This is a genomic window from Streptomyces sp. ActVer (genome assembly GCF_027270795.1).
In the GTDB taxonomy this organism is placed as follows: domain Bacteria; phylum Actinomycetota; class Actinomycetes; order Streptomycetales; family Streptomycetaceae; genus Streptomyces; species Streptomyces umbrinus_A.
In genome coordinates this window covers 1-17,478 of sequence record NZ_JAPWHT010000202.1, presented here as the reverse complement: position 1 = coordinate 17,478, position 17,478 = coordinate 1, and the positions used below count along the sequence as shown (strand labels likewise).

General features: G+C 70.1%; 14 protein-coding genes. 8 read left to right on the top strand and 6 right to left on the bottom strand.

Annotated elements, in window-relative coordinates; translation table 11 throughout:
* Positions 1-887: HAD family phosphatase (locus tag O3Q52_RS28955; protein ID WP_269651641.1), on the bottom strand; the 887-nt coding region annotated here is incomplete at its 3' end.
* A gap of 220 nt (positions 888-1,107) precedes the next feature.
* Between O3Q52_RS28955 and O3Q52_RS28950 the strand changes: the two genes are divergently transcribed.
* The 5 genes from O3Q52_RS28950 (at position 1,108) to O3Q52_RS28930 (ending at position 6,934) form a co-directional block, all read left to right on the top strand.
* Complete coding sequence (locus O3Q52_RS28950) at positions 1,108-1,407, top strand: glutaredoxin family protein (RefSeq protein ID WP_269651640.1); 300 nt, start codon at positions 1,108-1,110, stop codon at positions 1,405-1,407.
* Positions 1,408-1,729: 322 nt separating this feature from the next.
* A complete protein-coding gene (locus tag O3Q52_RS28945; RefSeq protein ID WP_189844922.1) occupies positions 1,730-2,506 on the top strand; it encodes a redox-sensing transcriptional repressor Rex in 777 nt (258 codons plus the stop codon).
* Complete coding sequence (locus O3Q52_RS28940; RefSeq protein ID WP_269651639.1) at positions 2,503-4,296, top strand: glutamyl-tRNA reductase; 1,794 nt, start codon at positions 2,503-2,505, stop codon at positions 4,294-4,296. Before O3Q52_RS28945 ends, O3Q52_RS28940 begins: the two co-directional genes overlap by 4 nt.
* On the top strand, positions 4,293-5,252 hold the full coding sequence (gene hemC / locus O3Q52_RS28935) for a hydroxymethylbilane synthase (protein WP_269651638.1): 960 nt from the start codon (positions 4,293-4,295) through the stop codon (positions 5,250-5,252). Before O3Q52_RS28940 ends, hemC begins: the two co-directional genes overlap by 4 nt.
* Positions 5,249-6,934 carry a bifunctional uroporphyrinogen-III C-methyltransferase/uroporphyrinogen-III synthase gene (locus O3Q52_RS28930; protein WP_269651637.1) on the top strand — a complete coding sequence of 562 codons (1,686 nt, stop codon included), beginning with the start codon at positions 5,249-5,251 and terminating at the stop codon, positions 6,932-6,934. Before hemC ends, O3Q52_RS28930 begins: the two co-directional genes overlap by 4 nt.
* A gap of 238 nt (positions 6,935-7,172) precedes the next feature.
* Here the strand turns inward: O3Q52_RS28930 and O3Q52_RS28925 are convergent, their stop codons facing one another.
* Positions 7,173-8,558, bottom strand: coding sequence for an FAD-binding oxidoreductase (locus tag O3Q52_RS28925; protein ID WP_269651636.1), 1,386 nt, complete (start codon positions 8,556-8,558; stop codon positions 7,173-7,175).
* A gap of 197 nt (positions 8,559-8,755) precedes the next feature.
* Here O3Q52_RS28925 and hemB point away from each other — a divergent pair, with 197 nt between their 5' ends.
* Positions 8,756-9,748, top strand: a complete 993-nt coding sequence (gene hemB / locus O3Q52_RS28920) for a porphobilinogen synthase (protein WP_269651635.1) — start codon at positions 8,756-8,758, stop codon at positions 9,746-9,748.
* 9 nt (positions 9,749-9,757) lie between these two features.
* Here hemB and O3Q52_RS28915 read toward each other — a convergent pair whose 3' ends face one another.
* The gene (locus O3Q52_RS28915; protein WP_269651634.1) at positions 9,758-10,486 is read right to left on the bottom strand and encodes a DUF4232 domain-containing protein; all 729 of its coding nucleotides are present in this window, start codon (positions 10,484-10,486) and stop codon (positions 9,758-9,760) included.
* A 197-nt stretch (positions 10,487-10,683) separates the two neighbouring features.
* On the opposite strand from O3Q52_RS28915, the gene O3Q52_RS28910 reads away from it, so the two are divergent.
* On the top strand, positions 10,684-12,081 hold the full coding sequence (locus tag O3Q52_RS28910; protein WP_269651633.1) for a helix-turn-helix transcriptional regulator: 1,398 nt from the start codon (positions 10,684-10,686) through the stop codon (positions 12,079-12,081).
* A gap of 144 nt (positions 12,082-12,225) precedes the next feature.
* Entirely contained in the window at positions 12,226-13,128 is a 903-nt protein-coding gene (locus O3Q52_RS28905; protein ID WP_269651632.1) for an SAM-dependent methyltransferase, read from the top strand.
* 86 nt (positions 13,129-13,214) lie between these two features.
* Here the strand turns inward: O3Q52_RS28905 and O3Q52_RS28900 are convergent, their stop codons facing one another.
* From O3Q52_RS28900 to argS, 3 genes are all read right to left on the bottom strand, one after another.
* Positions 13,215-14,012, bottom strand: coding sequence for a DUF4253 domain-containing protein (locus tag O3Q52_RS28900; protein WP_269651631.1), 798 nt, complete (start codon positions 14,010-14,012; stop codon positions 13,215-13,217).
* Between the two features lie 102 nt (positions 14,013-14,114).
* The gene (locus tag O3Q52_RS28895) at positions 14,115-15,041 is read right to left on the bottom strand and encodes a phosphotransferase family protein (protein WP_269651630.1); all 927 of its coding nucleotides are present in this window, start codon (positions 15,039-15,041) and stop codon (positions 14,115-14,117) included.
* 415 nt (positions 15,042-15,456) lie between these two features.
* The gene (argS, locus tag O3Q52_RS28890; RefSeq protein ID WP_269651629.1) at positions 15,457-17,238 is read right to left on the bottom strand and encodes an arginine--tRNA ligase; all 1,782 of its coding nucleotides are present in this window, start codon (positions 17,236-17,238) and stop codon (positions 15,457-15,459) included.
* Positions 17,239-17,478 lie beyond the last annotated feature (240 nt).

The following is a 17,478-nucleotide window of genomic DNA, read 5'->3' as shown; positions in this document are numbered from 1 at the left end:
GCGCCGACGCCGGCCGCCGCGGGAATGCCGACCTTCGCCGCCTTGCGGCCCGTGCGGTAGTCGCGCAGCCGCCAGTCGAGCTTGCGGGCGTGCTTGCGGAGCTTGGCGTCCGGGTTGATCGCGTACGGGTGCCCGACCAGCGAGAGCATCGGGATGTCGTTGTGGGAGTCGCTGTAGGCGGCGCAGCGGCCGAGGTCCAGGCCCTCCGCCGCGGCCAGGGCGCGTACCGCCTCCGCCTTCGCGGGGCCGTGCAGCGGTTCGCCGACGAGCTTGCCGGTGTAGACGCCGTCGACCGACTCGGCGACCGTGCCGAGCGCGCCGGTCAGGCCCAGGCGGCGGGCGATCACCGTGGCGATCTCGACGGGGGCCGCCGTGACCAGCCACACCTTCTGGCCCGCGTCCAGGTGGGCCTCGGCGAGTGCGCGGGTGCCGGGCCAGATGCGCTCGGCCATGTACTCGTCGTAGATCTCCTCGCCGATCGACATCAGCTCGGAGACGCGGTGGCCCTTCACGATGGACAGCGCCGAGTCGCGGGCGTCCTGCATGTGCTCGGGGTCCTCGACGCCGGCCAGCCGGAACCAGGCCTGCTGCCAGGCGAACCGGTAGAGGTCGCGGGTCTCGAAGAACTTCCGCTTGTAGAGGCCGCGGCCGAAGTGGAACAGCGCGGCGCCCTGCATCACGGTGTTGTCGAGGTCGAAGAACGCGGCGGCCTTGTCGTCACCGACCACCGGGAACTCCGGTTCGGTGCCTTCGGGCGCGGCTTCGTGCGCCAGCTCCTCCAACTCCTGTGAGGACTTGCGCGCTGCCTCAGCCGAGGCCTCGCCTGCCAGCACGCTCCGCGCGGTGGCGGAGCGCCTACGGGGGGTGAGCCATCCGAGAGCGGCCATGGCGTGAGCATAGCCAGTTTGTTCGGTGGTTCCGGAGTCGGGAGGTTTGCTGGCTGTGAACTCTCCGCGACCGTGTCGTTAAAGAGCTCATCCCCTTGGGATCGCTCTCCCGGTTGCTTCGCGGGTGGTCGTGCTTCGGGTGCGGGGCGGTGGAGCTGGTCGCGCCCACGCGGCGGAGCCGCACAATGTCACAGCCCCGCGCCCCTGACGGGGCGGGAGAATGGCTCGTATGAGATCCATTTTTCGGCGTGGTGAGCGTCGTGCGGAGAGCAAGGTGTTGCCGGAGCGGCTGGTCACTTTGATCGGGAAGCCCGACTGTCATTTGTGCGAAGACGCACAGGAAGTCGTGGAGAAGGTCTGTGGTGATCTCGGTGTCCGCTGGGAGAAGAAGGACATCACCCAGGACGAGGAACTGCACCGCGAGTACTGGGAACAGATCCCGGTGGTGCTGGTGGACGGGGCCCAGCACACGTTCTGGCGGGTCGACGAGGAGCGGCTGCGCAGGGCGCTCAAGGCGTAGCCAATGGGGCGGAGTAATGGAACCGTGGCCTGACCGAGGCGTCCAAGTGGGCCGGAAAGTCACTTAGGATCGAGGGCGGTTCGGACTCGGGGGCGGGGATCGTAGAGGAGAGTGTGCGGTTTTGCCCCCAACATGTGAGGAACGAAGGTGCGCGTGCGCCGGTTCCGTACGGGTGCGCCGGGGGTGCGTGACCCCGGTCACGTTGGCCGGGCAAATCGGACACCATCTTTGTGCACGCGTTCACAAAGACATAGCCTGCATTCGACGGGGCGGTCTAGGTATGGGTGACCGCCTGAAGCCCCGCGCTACCCGCAGGAGCACCGTGGCAACTGGCCGAACTCACCGACCGGCGACCCGCAGCCGAGGGATTCCCGAGGCCACCGTCGCCAGGCTTCCGCTGTACCTCCGAGCCCTCACCGCTCTGTCGGAGCGCTCGGTACCCACGGTCTCCTCCGAGGAGCTCGCGGCCGCGGCGGGGGTCAACTCCGCCAAGCTGCGCAAGGACTTCTCGTACCTCGGGTCGTACGGGACGCGCGGTGTGGGCTACGACGTCGAGTACCTCGTCTACCAGATCTCCCGCGAGCTCGGTCTCACCCAGGACTGGCCGGTCGTGATCGTCGGTATCGGTAACCTCGGCGCGGCCCTGGCCAACTACGGCGGGTTCGCCTCGCGCGGGTTCCGTGTCGCGGCGCTGATCGACGCCGATCCCGAGATGGCCGGCAAGCCCGTCGCCGGTATCCCCGTGCAGCACACCGACGAGCTGGAAAAGATCATCGACGACAACGGTGTGTCGATCGGTGTCATCGCCACCCCCGCCGGTGCCGCCCAGCAGGTCTGCGACCGGCTCGTCGCCGCCGGTGTGACCTCCATCCTGAACTTCGCGCCGACCGTGCTGACCGTCCCGGACGGTGTCGACGTACGCAAGGTCGATCTCTCCATCGAGCTGCAGATCCTCGCCTTCCACGAGCAGCGCAAGGCCGGCGAGGAGGCCGAGGCGCAGGCCGGGGCCGCGATGGAGGCGGAGGCCGAGGCGGCCGCCGCGGCCAAGGAGGCCGGGAAAGGGCCCGACGGGGATGTCCCCGCCGTGATGCCGGCATGAGTCTTCTTGTCGTCGGACTGAGCCACCGCAGCGCTCCGGTCAGCGTCCTGGAACGGGCCGCGCTGTCCGCGGACGCCCAGATCAAGCTGCTCCAGGACACGGTCGCCGCCGAGCCGGCCGCCGAGGCCGCGGTGCTCGCCACCTGCAACCGGATCGAGCTCTACGCCGACGTGGACAAGTTCCACGCGGGCGTCGCCGAGCTCTCCACGCTGCTCGCGCAGCACAGCGGTGTCGGTCTCGAAGAGCTCACCCCTTATCTGTACGTGCACTACGAGGACCGGGCCGTCCACCACTTCTTCTCGGTGGCCTGCGGGCTCGACTCGATGGTCGTCGGCGAGGGGCAGATCCTCGGCCAGATCAAGGACGCCCTCGCCACCGCGCAGGAACTGCACACGGCCGGGCGGCTGCTGAACGACCTCTTCCAGCAGGCGCTGCGGGTCGGCAAGCGCGCCCACTCCGAGACCGGCATCGACCGGGCCGGGCAGTCCCTGGTGACCTTCGGCCTGGAGCAGCTGTCGTCCGGCGCCCCGGCCGACGCCTGGCTCAAGGGCAAGCGGGCCCTCGTGATCGGCGCCGGCTCCATGTCCTCGCTCGCCGCTGCGACGCTCGCGCGCGCCGGGGTGGCCGAGCTGGTCGTCGCCAACCGGACGTTCGACCGGGCGGAGCGCCTCGCGGCCCTGCTCGCCGAGCAGTACGGACAGCGCCCGGCGGAGCAGGACGATCCGGACGTGCTGGCCCGCGCGGTACCGATGGAATCGGTGCCGGACGAGCTGACACGTGCCGACGTCGTCGTGTCCTGCACCGGCGCGACCGGACTCGTACTGACGGCGGACCTCGTCGCCGAGGCCGTCGAGGGGCGCACGGGCGCGCCCGCCGTGGAGCGTGCCGCCGACTCCGACTCCGTACGGTCCGGTCTTCCGCCCACCAGCGTGGGCAGCGAGGACGGCTGTCCGCTCGACCTGTCCGCCGTGCAGGGCTCCACCGGCTTCTCCGTCATGGGGGAGGCCGCGGTGGCCGGCATGGACGCGGCCACCCTCGAACAGCACGCCGCCTGGGTCGACAACGGGACCGTCGACCGTCGCGAGGGCCGCCGTACGCCCGAGATCGACACCGACGCCGTAGCCGCCCTCGCCGCCGCCGCGGCCACCCTCGGGCGGGTGCCCGAGCGGCGTCGGCCCGAGCCCGTCGCCGAGGTGCCCCGGCCCCTCCCCGTACTCTCCCTGCTCGACCTCGCCATGCCCCGCGACATCGGCGCGGCCGTGCACCGGCTGCTCGGGGTGCGGCTGGTGGACATCGAGTCCCTCGCCGAGGCCTCCGCGGACGCCCCGATGGCCGCCGACGTGGACCAGGTGCGACGGATCGTCTCCGACGAGGTCGCCGCCTTCGACGCCGCTCAGCGGGCCGCGCACATCACGCCCACCGTCGTGGCGCTGCGCGCCATGGCCGCCGACGTCGTGGCGAGCGAGATCGCCCGGCTCGACGGCCGGCTGCCCGGCCTCGACGACAAGCAGCGCGGCGAGATCACCCAGACCGTGCGACGCGTCGTGGACAAGCTCCTGCACGCGCCGACCGTACGGGTCAAGCAACTGGCCGCCGAGCCCGGCGGTGCCGGGTACGCGGACGCGCTGCGGACCCTGTTCGACCTGGAGCCCGAGACGGTCGCCGCCGTCTCCCGGGCCGACGACGACAGCCGGGATCACAACAGCGCCGCTCTTGGCGGTCTGGACTTCGGCCGCGAGAACTTTGACAGCAACAATTTCGAGAGCGCCGAGAACCGAGGGCGAGCATGAATGGGCAAGCACTGAGACTGGGGACCAGGCGGAGCAGACTCGCCATGGCCCAGTCCCGGCAGGTGGCGGATGCCGTGAGCCAGGTGACCGGGCGATCCGTCGAGCTTGTGGAGATCACGACCTACGGGGACACGTCCCGCGAGCAGCTCGCGCAGATCGGTGGCACGGGGGTCTTCGTGACCGCCCTGCGCGACGCGCTCCTGAGCGGTGAGGTCGACTTCGCCGTCCACTCCCTCAAGGACCTGCCGACCGCGCAGCCCGACGATCTGGTGCTGGCCGCGGTGCCGGTGCGCGAGGACCCGCGCGATGTCCTGATCGCCCGCGACGGGCGCACCTTCGCGCAACTGCCCGCCGGGGCGCGGCTCGGAACCGGCTCGCCGCGTCGCATGGCTCAGCTGAACGCGTACGCGCGGGACCACGGGATGACCATAGAGACCGTTCCGATCCGTGGGAACGTCGATACGCGGATCGGGTACGTGCGCAGTGGTGAGCTCGATGGTGTCGTGCTTGCTGCGGCTGGAATGAAGCGGATCGGACGGATTGAGGAAGTGACCGACTTCCTGCCCGTCGACACAGTTTTGCCCGCCCCCGGACAGGGGGCCCTCGCGATCGAGTGTGCCGCGGACAACGCGGACCTCGTCGCAGCGCTCGCCGAGCTCGACGACCCGTTCACCCGGGCCGCCGTGACCGCCGAGCGGTCCCTGCTCGCCGCCCTGGAGGCCGGCTGCAGTGCACCTGTGGGTGCGCTCGCCGACCTTCTGGCCGACGGGCAGATTGTCAAGGAAATGCGCCTGCGCGGCGTCGTCGGCACGACCGACGGCTCGACGCTGGTGCAGTTGTCCACCACCGGTCCCGTGCCCGAGACACATGACCAAGCAATGGCGCTCGGCCGTGAACTCGCTGCCGAGATGCTTGCCAAGGGCGCGGCCGGTCTGATGGGGGAGCGAGCACATTGAGCCCCACCACCCTTCCCGCCGGCCTCGAACACGGGCACGTCACCTTCCTCGGTGCCGGACCCGGGGATCCGGGACTGCTGACTCTGCGCGCCGTCGAGGCGCTGGCGAACGCGGATGTCCTGGTCGCCGAACCCGAAGTGATCGACGTCGTCCGCACGCACGCCAGACGAAACGTCACCGTGCTCGACACCGATTCGGGCCCGAGCCCGGACACGCCTCAGCTAACGGTGGTTGACGGTGCGTCAACCACCTCTGGCGTCCCCGCGTCGAAGGACGCGGCCAATATTGTCATGGAGGCCGCGAGGGGTGGCAGGCGGGTCGTCCGTGCCGTCTCCGGTGACCCCGGACTTGATGCGTACGCCGCCGAGGAGATGCTCGCCTGCGCTGCCGCGGGTGTGCCCTTCGAGGTCGTTCCCGGTGTCGCCGCCGCTGTCGGTGTGCCCGCGTACGCGGGTGTGCCGTTGCGGGACGCCCAGGGGGCGGACGTGCGGTTCGTGGACGCGCGTACCGCGTCCGGGCGTTGCTGGACCGAGGTCGGGGCGTCCGACGGGACCGTTGTCGTCTCGGCGACCCTTGACTCCGTGGGTGCCGCTGCGGGGGAGCTGGTCGCCGCGGGGCGTAAGCCCGATACGCCGATGACCGTCACTGTTGCCGGTACCACTACTCGGCAGCGGACCTGGGCCGCGACGCTCGGGACCATCGCGCAGACGCTCAAGCAGGCCAAGGTGCTGCCCTCGCCCGATGGCGGGCGGCCGGTGATAGCCGTGGTCGGTGAGCGTTCCGCCGCCGCCCAGCGCGACCAGTTGTCGTGGTTCGAGTCCAAGCCGCTGTTCGGCTGGAAGGTGCTCGTGCCGCGTACCAAGGAGCAGGCGGCTTCGCTCTCCGACCAGCTGCGGTCGTACGGGGCCGTTCCGCACGAGGTTCCGACGATCGCCGTCGAGCCGCCGCGGACGCCTCAGCAGATGGAGCGGGCCGTCAAGGGGCTCGTGACCGGGCGGTACGAGTGGATCGCCTTCACGTCGGTGAACGCGGTCAAGGCCGTGCGGGAGAAGTTCGAGGAGTACGGGCTTGATGCCCGGGCCTTCGCCGGGATCAAGGTCGCGGCTGTGGGGGAGCAGACCGCCAAGGCGTTGGTTGCCTTTGGTGTGAAGCCGGATCTCGTGCCCAGTGGGGAGCAGTCGGCTGCTGGGTTGTTGGAGGACTGGCCTCCGTACGATCCCGTTTTTGATCCGATCGATCGGGTGTTCCTGCCTCGGGCCGATATCGCCACGGAGACGTTGGTGGCTGGGCTCATCGAGTTGGGCTGGGAGGTCGATGACGTCACTGCCTATCGGACCGTGCGGGCCTCGCCTCCGCCTGCGGAGACTCGGGAGGCGATCAAGGGAGGTGGCTTCGACGCCGTTCTCTTTACGTCGTCCTCGACAGTGCGGAATCTGGTGGGTATCGCCGGTAAGCCGCACAACGTGACCGTCATTGCCTGTATCGGGCCTGCCACGGCCAAGACCGCCGAGGAGCATGGGCTGCGGGTCGATGTCATGGCTCCGGAGCCGTCTGTGCATCGGCTGGCCGAGGCGTTGGCGGACTTCGGGCTTCGTCGGCGGGCTGCGGCGCTTGAGGCCGGGGATCCTGTTACCCGGCCCAGTGAGCGGCGGCCGGGGTCTCGGCGGCGGCGTTCTACGTAGCGGCGCGTTCGCCTTGCGGTCCATGGCGCGTTGGTTTTGGGGCGCGCGCGGGCCGTGCCCGTGCCGGGTTCTTGGGGCGCGGGCCGTGCCGGTACGTCGAGCCCGCCGCGTGCCGGGTGTACGGCTGTGGGTTTGAAGGGTTCCGTTTTTTGGAGGAGCCCTATGCGGCGGGCTTTCGACGTACCGGCACGGCCCGCTCCCGTGCGTTGTCGGCTGCGGGTGCGGGGCGGTGTCGTTTTTATGCTGCCGGGGGCACCGCGTGGCCGTAGCGGAGCAGGTTTGCCGGGTCGTGGGTGGCCTTGGTGCGTTGGAGGTGTTTGTAGACCTCTGGGGTCCAGGCTCGGGCTCGGTCTGCTTCTGGGCCGGGGGTGCCGTGGATGTTGACCATGGTGTGGCCTGTGCCGTAGGGGGTCATGGCCTGTTGTAGGGCTGTTGTGGCTTGTTCTACGGCTTGTGCGGTTTCCGGGTCGGGGAGGATGGCCACCGATTCCAGGAAGTACGTGGCGTCTCGGGCGCAGACCGCGTCCTGTACGGGGGCCGGGCGGGACAGTGCGCCGCCCATGTGGCGCAGTTCGACCAGGAGGAGGGGGCAGTCCCTGGCTGTCGGGCCCACCTGGTCGAGGAACGTCCGGATGGCCTCGGGGGTGAGGTCGTGGAGCAGGGCGCACGATTCGCGGGCGGGGAGTGGGTCCTCGGGTTCCGCGTAGATCTGGTCCACCGCCGTGTAGTCCATCGGAGCGATGGTGTCGATCACCGGTGGTGCCGCTGCGCGTATGGGGCTCAGAAGGCGTTCGCCCTCTGTTGGGTCGCCTGTCCAGGCGACCGCTATCCGGGACCAGAAGCCGCCGCGCAGGGGCTCCGGGATCTGGGGGAGCGGCGGGAGGCGGAGCAGGCTGAATGCCGTGCACATCTCCGGGGGGAGTGTGGGAGTCCAGCTTGCGTAGGCGTTGAGGACGGACTCCGCGTCCGTGCCCGCGTAGTAGATCGCGCCGCCGAGGATGCGGGTGAGCGGGATCAGCTCGGTGACGAGGGATGTCACGACGCCCACGTTGCCCTTGCCGCCTCGCAGGGCCCGGAACAGGTCGGGCTCGTGGGTCGGGTCCGTTTCGTGCAGGACTCCGTCCGGGGTCACCACCTGGAAGGAGCGGACCAGGTCGGATGCGTAGCCGTAGGTCCTGCCCAGGACCGGCAGGCCGCCGCCCAGCGTGTAGCCGATCACGCCCACGTCGGTCGAGGAGCCGTTGAGCGCGGCCAGGCCGTGGGGTGCGGCCGCCTCCAGGACGTCCCGCCATTTCGCTCCGGCGGACACCGTCGCGGTGCTTTCGGCCGGGTCGATCCGTACGTCGGTCATGCGGCTGGTGTTGATCAGCAGGCCGTCGTCGATCGGGAAGTTCGCGCCGTGGCCCGTCGCCTGGACCGAGACGGGGGTGCCTGTCGCCGTCGCCCAGCGGAGTGCCGCGACGATGTCGTCCGTTCCCGTTGCCCCGATCACGATGTCCGGTGCGTGGCGCTGCGACAGGTTGAAGCCCGTGACCTCTGCCGTGTACGCCTCGTCGTCGGGTCTCAGGACCGGGCCCCGGATCTCCGAGAGGGCGAACAGGTTGGGGGTGTGCGCGGTCGTCATCGCGTCCTCCTTCTTGCGCTTGCGTGGGTGCGCGGCGGAGGGACGGCGGCGGTTCTGTGCCCAGAGAGGCCGTCGGGTCCTTGTCCCACCAGCTTGGACCCGGGGTGCCCCGGGCGCATGCGGGGTGGGGCGGAGGGGCCCGTGGCGCCGACCGGGCGTCGGCAAAGGGGGGTCCGGGGCGGGCGTAGCTTAGGTGTATGACGACGTACGGATCCTTTCCCGGCAGTCGGCCGCGGCGGCTGCGGACCACCCCCGTGATGCGGCGCATGGTCGCCGAGACCCGGCTGCATCCCGCTGACTTCATCCTCCCCGCGTTCGTGCGTGAGGGAGTGGCCGAACCCGTGCCCATCGCGGCGATGCCGGGCGTTGTGCAGCACACCCGGGACAGTCTGAAGAAGGCTGCCGCGGAGGCCGTGGCGGCCGGGATCTCCGGGATCATGCTGTTCGGTGTTCCGGAGGAGTCCAAGAAGGACGCAGTGGGGACGCCCGGGACCGATCCTGACGGGATTCTGCAGGTCGCCCTTCGGGATGTGCGGGCCGAGGTCGGCGACGAGCTGTTGGTGATGTCCGATCTGTGTCTTGATGAGACCACTGATCATGGGCATTGCGGGGTGTTGGACAGTCAGGGGCGCGTTGACAATGACGCGACCCTGGAGCGGTATGCCGAGATGGCTCAGGTGCAGGCCGATGCCGGGGCCCATGTGGTGGGGCCCAGCGGGATGATGGACGGCCAGATCGGCGTCGTGCGTGATGCTCTTGATCAGATCGGGCGCGAGGACGTGGCGATCCTGGCGTACACCGTCAAGTACTCCTCCGCCTTCTTCGGGCCCTTCCGGGAAGCCGTCGGCTCGTCGTTGAAGGGCGACCGGAAGACCTATCAGCAGGATCCCGCCAACGCGCGTGAGTCCCTGCGGGAGCTGGCCCTCGACCTGGAGGAGGGGGCCGACATGGTGATGGTCAAGCCGGCCGGCCCGTACCTCGACATCCTCGCGCGGGTCGCGGACGCGGTGGCTGTGCCTGTGGCGGCCTACCAGATCTCCGGTGAGTACTCGATGGTCGAAGCCGCCGCCGAGAAGGGGTGGATCGACCGGGATCAGGCGATCCTGGAGACGCTCACCGGGATCAAGCGGGCCGGCGCCCAGAACATCCTCACGTACTGGGCGACCGAGGTGGCGCAGAAGCTGCGCTGAGCCCCTTCCCTACCAGGTGAGGGCGTCCGCCATCGTCTGCTGCCAGTACGTGACGGAGATCGAGTCGTCCACGTACACGCCCTTGGCGGGCAGCGACGGCTTGGACGCGGCTCCTGCGTCCTTGTTCAGGTAGACCTCGAGCGACTTGGCCGTGTAGCCGTTGGAGCCGCTGCCGTCCGCCGCCGAGAGGCGCACGCCCGCGTAGCCCGACTCGCCCGGGGCCAGCGTGACCACCGCCTGCGGCTTGGACTCCTCCATGACCGGCGGGACCGACTGCGCCTCGCCGAAGCGGACGGCCGGGTAGCCGATCACGTTGCAGTTCTTCGAGCCGGTGTTGGTGACGGTGAGGAGAAGGTGGTTCAGGGGCCGGGAGACCACCGTGGCCGTCATGCGGGTGTTGGCGGTGGTGCAGGGCGTGCGGGTGGGGCCGGAGTCCTGCGAGTCCGACGACTTCGACGAGTCCGATGAGCCCGTCGAGCCCGTCGAGTTCTGCGCGCCCTTCCCGTCCTTGGGCTTGGAGTTCGAGTCCGACGAGGACGCCGCCTGTCCCGCGTCCGTGGTCGTCTCCTTGTTCTTCTGCGACTCGGACGTCGGCGTGGACGACGGCTGGGACGTGGCGCCCGCCGACGCGCCCTCGTCACGTACGCCCTCTCCGTTGTTGCAGGCCGTCAGTGTCAGCGTGGCGACGGCGAGCGCTGCGGCGGCGAGGACACGGGTGCGGGTGGTGCGAGCGGACATGGGTGATCCCCCTGATGCGGTACGGCTGTTGGTGCAGGCCGCTCGACCGAGTGACGGGAGCGGCGTGCTTGGATGGCCCAAGCTTGTGCGGCGACCTGTCCCGGCCGCCACACCTGCCGGGGTTTCCGGGACGCCGGAACGCCCGTAATGGCTCTGAGCTGGGGGAACGACCTTCCCCTGGAACGTGGATCCGGGACATGGAAGAGGGAAGAACGGTGGCGGGGGACGAGTTCTCGGAGCTCTTGGGGCAGTTGAAGGAGCGGTCCGGGCTCAGTTACGGGGTGCTCGGGAAGCGGCTTCACACGAGTACGTCCACGCTTCACCGGTACGTCAACGGGGATGCCGTGCCGACGGACTACGCGCCCGTGGAGCGGTTCGCCCGCGCCTGCAAGGCCTCCCCCGAGGAACTGGTGGAGCTGCATCGGCGGTGGGTTCTCGCCGATGCGCGGCGCGGGCAGAAGACGGGGGAGGGGGCCGGAGAGGGGCCCGCCCAGAGGTCTGCGGGTGCGGGTGCGGGGGCCGTTGAGTCCGCTTCGGGCGGTGACTCGGCTTTGGCTTCGGACTCGCCCGCTGCTTCGGGGGCGGCTGCCGGTTCGGAGTCGTCCGCGGATGTGGCTGTCGGGGGCGATGTCCTCGGCTCGGGTCCGGAGAACGAGCGTGAAGGGGCGCCGGACGCGCCCGCCGCGCGGCGGCGGCGTACCGTCGTGCTCGCCGGTGCCGCCGTGGCCGCCGCGGTCGTGTCGGCCGCCCTCGTGGTGAATCTCGTGCCGGGCAGGAGCGACGACGGTGAGGGCAGGAAGCAGTCCGCGGGGGCCGCCGCCGGGACCGTCGACGACAGTCCCGGGGCCAGTGCGTCCAGTGACGCGAAGGGCAGGTCGGCCTCGCCGTCCGCCTCGCGCAGCGGTACTCCGACGGCGTCCTCCTCCGCCTCCCGGAGCTCCGGGGCCGGGGCCGCGCAGGACTCCGGGGCCGAGGAGAGCGCCTCCGCGCCGACCGTCGCCGTCAACCCGTACAAGTGGGAGGACCCGTGCAGTCAGCACTACCTCGTCGACCGGAAGCCCGAGCAGGTGCCTCCGCCGCCGAGTGAGCCGGACGCGCGCGGGTGGGTCAGCGCGCTCGGCGGGGTCGCCGGCGGGCAGCAGATGCTCGCGCTGACCGTGCAGGGCACCGGGAAGGCGACCGTGGTCCTGGAGGCGCTGCACGTGCGGGTGGTGGAGAAGAGCGCGCCGCTCGCCTGGAACGACTACGAGATGGGCGTCGGGTGCGGTGGCGGGGTGGAGACCACGTCGTTCGCCGTGAACCTCGACGCCGGGCGGCCCGCGACCTCGCCCAAGGCCGGGCAGCGCGACTTCCCGTACAAGGTGAGCGAGTCCGACCCCGAGGTCTTCTACATCTTCGCGGACGCCCGGGCCCACAACGTCAGCTGGTACATGGAGCTCGACTGGTCCAGCGGGACCAAGCAGGGCACCGTACGCGTCGACAACAAGGGGCAGCCGTTCCGGACCAGCGGGAACGTGGGGCGGCCCGCGTACAACTACCCGCTCGGCGACTCCGAATGGGGGCGGAACGAGTACGAGCCCGATATTCCGGGCTGAGTGCTCCTACCTTCCCGGCCTAGCGGTCGGCAAAACCCGGCGGACGCGATTCGCACAGCCGATCTGCCGGTCGGGGCACCATCAAGTCACCCCGGGAGTTAGGTTGTTGCTCGTTCAGTGACGCGACTCTCCAGGGAGAGGCCTATGCCCGGTGACGCTCTCAGCGAGGACCCCGCGGAGCTGAGAAAGAGGATCGACACCACCAAGGCGCACCCGGCACGTGTCTACGACGTCTTCCTCGGGGGCAAGGACAACTACGACGTCGACCGGGCCGCGGCCGCCGCCGCTCTCGCCGCCAACCCGCGCGGCTATCTGGACGTCCGGCACAACCGCGACTTCCTGCGCCGGGCCGTGAACACGCTGACGGGCGAAGAGGGCATCCGCCAGTACCTGGACATCGGCACGGGGCTGCCGACCCAGGAGAACGTCCACCAGATCGCCCAGCGCCTCGCCCCCGACTCCCGGGTCGTGTACGTCGACAACGACCCGGTCGTCCTCGCCCACGCGCGCGCCCTGCTCACCAGCGGTCCCGAGGGCCTGACGGACTACATCGACGCCGACTTCGAGAACCCCGCCCAGATCCTCGAAGCGGCCGCGAAGACCCTCGACTTCGACCAGCCCGTCGCCCTCGCACTCGTGGCGATCCTGCACTTCGTCGAGGACGACAGGGCCTACCCGATCGTGCGCGAACTGCTCGACGCCCTGCCCTCGGGCAGCCGGCTCGTGCTCAGCCATCTCACCGAGGACCTCAACGCCGAGAACATCCGCGCGGTCCAGCGGACGTACACCGAGCGCGGGTTCACCTTCGTGCTGCGCTCGAAGGCGGAGGTCGAGCGGTTCCTCACCGAGAACGGACTTGAGGTCGACGAGCCCGGAGTGGTCCCCGCCCACCACTGGCGGCCCGACAACGCGGCGCCCGTCCCCGAGCAGCCCGAGCCCGGCTACTTCGAGGGCCTCGGCGACATCGAGAAGGTCAGGTACCGCGACATCAACGACGTGACGGACGCGGACATCAACGTGTACGCGGTCACGGGCCGCAAGCCCTGAGTCCGCAAGCCCTGACGGTCACAAGCTCCGAGCCGCGCGCCCTGAGGCCTGCCGTCGGCCCGGAGTTCCGGGCCGACCAGCCCGGCTCAGTCCCACCAGAACGTCCAGGAGTGTGCGCCGAGCACCTCGTGCTCGGCGTACGCCCGCAGGGAGCCGTGGTCGCTCTGCTCGATGTTGTCCGGGCAGAACGCGTAGTGCTCGGCGGCGACCGCCTCCGCCTCAGCCGGGGTCCGGGGCGGGGCCGCGACGGAGACGACCAGTTGGTCGTACGTCATCGCCACGATCCGTATCCCGAAGCGGTCCTCCCAGGAGCGGAGGACCGCGCACAGCGGCGCCACGTCCTCCGTGTGGTTGACCGGGCCGCACCAGCCGACGGCCGCCGGGATGTCCGCGCTGCGGCGGGCCGGCACGAGGGCGATGTGCGCCCGCTCCAGCCAACTCCCGCCGCCGGTGAGGGAGTCGGCTACCTCGGCCGCCCGCTCGTCCGGGTCGGCGCCGGGCGGGCCCGCCGCGGCTGGGCCCGGCCAGTCGGCGTCCTCCGACTCGGCCGCGCACTCCTCCCAGAGGTCCGCCAGCACCTCCTCCGCGTCGTGGTCGCCCGGATACGACGCGAGGTCGGGGTCCAACTCCCACTTGTCCGGGTGGGGTTCGCTGTCCGCGTCGGCGCCGAGCAGCACCGGATGCAGGCCCGCCGTGCGGCGCGCGGACGCCAGCCGCAGCCAGTCGCCCGGCGCCGCCGGGGCGTCGGCCCGCCACAGCAGCGGTTCGTCCCAGGGGCCGTCGACCGTCGTGTCGAGCAGCGTCCCGGGCGGGAGGTCGAGACCGAGCGAGCGGCCGGTCGGGTCGGCCGACAGCGTCGGCAGCTGGTTCGGAAGAGTCGCCATGCAGGTGACTTTAGGGCCCGGCACTGACAATGCCCGCGGGGGTCGCGTCGGCCGTGGTCTTCAGTGCGCGGGCCCTTCGAGGCAGCCCCGTTCCGAGGGCCGTCAGCCGGTGCCGAACCATGTTTCGGCGAGCGCGTCCAGCGTCGGCTCCGGCGGCTTGGGCAGCGTGCTCAGATAGTCGGGCAGATTGCTGTAGACGTGCAGCAGCGTGTACGCCATGAGCGTGTGCGGGTCGATCGGCGGGCACCCGTAGGCCCCGTAGAACCGCTTCAGCAGCCGAGGGTCCCCGCACGAGATGAACAGCCCGACGCTCACGAAGTCGTACGCCGGATCGCCGATCATCGCCGGCTCGAAGTCGAAGAGGCCCGTCAGGCGCCAGCTGTTCGGGTCCACGGTCAGATGCTGGCGCATGAACTCCGTGTGCAGCAGTACGCGCCGGGCCGGAGGGGCCAGCGGCACCGAGCTCAGGAACCACGGAATCTGCTCCAGCCAGATGTCCGACAGGCCGACCTCGCGCTGCTGTTCCACCGCGTTCGCCCGCTGCGCGTCGACGAACAGGCCCCAGTCGGAGGGGCCGACGGAGCTCACGAGCGGCGCCGGGTTCAGCGAGTGCAGCGCCGCGAGGGTCTCGCCGGCCTCCGTGACGATACGGTCCTGTTCCGCGGCCGGAATCCGCGGCCACGCGTCGGCCAGGCTCTCGCCGGGCAGCCGGGACATCAGGACGAACGACCAGCCGTTCTTGTACGCCCCCGCCGAGTACACCTGCGGGGTCGGAACCGGCAGCCTGCCGTACACATGGCTCAGTACCCGCTCCTCGCGCCTGGCGTCGATCTCCTCGAAGGCGGGGAACAGCTTGACGACGTGCGCGGCGCCGACGGAGTAGACGGGCAGCGAACCCTCGATGAAGCGGATCAGAGGCTTCACGGTCACCCCGAGGCGCTCGCACAGGTCCATGACCGCGGGCCGCAACAGGGCCTCGTCGCGGACCATGTCGTCCAGCTCCTCGCCGGTCTCAACGAGTGGCAGCACGGGTCAACACCATCCAGACGGCCGGAGTGACGGAGAAGGGCAGTGCAGTGCTCATTGGGCTCCCAGTGCGGTCCAACAGGGCTCTGGATTCCCCGGAGTTGGGGGGTTTGCGCCCCGCAGCATCGCATACTCCGGGGTGCGCCCGAGCACCTCAACCTTTGGCCTTCACTCGTACGGATTGCCAGGTCAGGGCGGGGAGGGGCCACTGGCATATGCGGGCCTCCGTCGCCGCACGGGTCACCTCTATCGCGGGCGTCCGCCTGTCGTGTACGCCTTCAACTTCCTTCACCCGAACGGGGGAATGGACCGGGCCGGTTGTCCTATGCGCCGAGACCCGGGCGCGGCCCCGTGGTGAGGGGCCGCGCCCGGGTCTCGGGTCGGTGCCGGTGATGCTCGGAGGTCGCCCTCGCCCTCGTCAGAGGCGGTCGGGCGTCCTGATGCCGAGCAGGGCCATGCCCTGGTGGAGCGTGCGGGCCGTCAGGTCGACGAGGAACAGCCTGTTCTCGACGACCTCCTTCGGGTTCGCGTCGCTCAGTACGTGGCACTGGTCGTAGAACGTGGTCAGGTGCGACGCCAGCTGGTACAGGTACGAGGCCAGCTTGTGCGGCTCGTACCCCGACGCCACGTCCAGGAGCAGTTCGCCGAACTGGTCCAGGTGCAGCCCCAGCGCGCGCTCCGCCGGGGCCAGTCCGAGCTCAGGGTGGGCCAGCGGACGCACGTCCCCGGCCTTGCGGAGGATCGACTGGATACGGGCGTACGCGTACTGGAGGTACACGCTCGTGTCGCCGTTCAGCGACACCATCTGGTCCAGGTCGAACTTGTAGTCCCGGACGGCCGACGTGGACAGGTCCGCGTACTTCACGGCGCCGATCCCGACGTACCGGCCGTTCTCGACGATCTCGTCCTCGGTCAGGCCCATCTTCTCGGCCTTCTCGCGGACCACCGCCGTGGCACGGTCGATCGCCTCGTCGAGCAGGTCGACCAGCCGGATCGTCTCGCCCTCACGGGTCTTGAACGGCTTGCCGTCCTTGCCCAGCACCGTGCCGAACGCCAGCTGCTCCGCCTTCGCGTCGCCGTTCAGCCAGCCCGCCCTGCGCGCCGTCTCGAAGACCATCTTGAAGTGCAGGGACTGCCGGGCGTCGACCACGTAGATCAGGTTGCTCGCCTTCAGGTCGAAGACGCGGTTCCTGATCGCGGAGAGGTCCGTGGCCGCGTAGCCGTAGCCGCCGTCCGACTTCTTGACGATCAGCGGGACCGGGTTGCCGTCCGGGCCCTTGACGTCGTCGAAGAACACGCACAGGGCGCCCTCGGACCACACCGCCACGCCGGCCTCTTCGAGGAGGCGGCACGTCTCGTCCAGCATGTCGTTGTAGCCCGACTCGCCGACGATGTCCGCGTCCTGGATCTCCATGTCCAGCTTCTCGAAGACCGAGAAGAAGTAGATCTTCGACTCGTCCACGAACTTCTGCCATGTGGCCAGGGTGTGCGGGTCGCCCGCCTGGAGGTCGACCACCCTGCGCCGGGCCCGCGTCTTGAACTCCTCGTCGGAGTCGAAGTGCGTGCGCGCGGCCTTGTAGAGGCGGTTGAGGTTCGACATCGCCTCCTCGCCCGTCACGGCGCCGTCCTCGGCGGCCTCGTGGTCCAGCTCGTGCGGGTGCTCGTCCAGGTACTGGATGAGCATGCCGAACTGGGTGCCCCAGTCGCCGATGTGGTGCCGCCTGACGACGGTCTCGCCGACGAACTCCAGGATCTGGACGACCGCGTCGCCGATCACCGCGGAGCGGAGGTGGCCTACGTGCATCTCCTTCGCCACGTTCGGCTGGGCGTAGTCGATGACCGTCGTGCCCGGGTTCTCCAGGAACGGGATGCCGAGGCGGTCCGCCGGGTCCGTGGCGCGGGCCGCGAGGTTCTCCGTGATGGCCCGGTCCGTGATCGTGATGTTCAGGAAGCCGGGGCCCGAGACCTCGATGTCCTTGATCACGTCACCCTTGACGATCCGGTCGACGACCTGGGTCGCCAGGTCCCTGGGGTTGGCCTTCGCCTTCTTCGCCAGGGCGAGGATTCCGTTGGCCTGGTAGTCCGCCCTGTCGCTGCGTCGCAGCAGCGGGTCCGCGGGCGCGGTCTCCGGCAGGGCTGCCGTGAGCGCGTCCGCCAGGCGCTGGTGGACGTGGGCGGTGAGGGACGTGACCGAGGCCATGGGGTGGGAGCCGTTCTCCTCGTGGGTACGGGTGGGTCTGCCCAGTATCCCACGGTGGGTAAAGCGATTTTCGCCCCCGCCGCCCTTGCCCGTCCCGTCCCTGGAGGCTGCGCCCCCAGACCCCCGCATCGGCCTGAACGGCCTCGTCCTCAAGCGCCGGACGGGCTGAGATGTGCGGGCGGGTTCGGTGTGGCTTGGCGCGCCGTTCCCCGCGCCCCTAAGGGGCGCGGGGCACTGCGC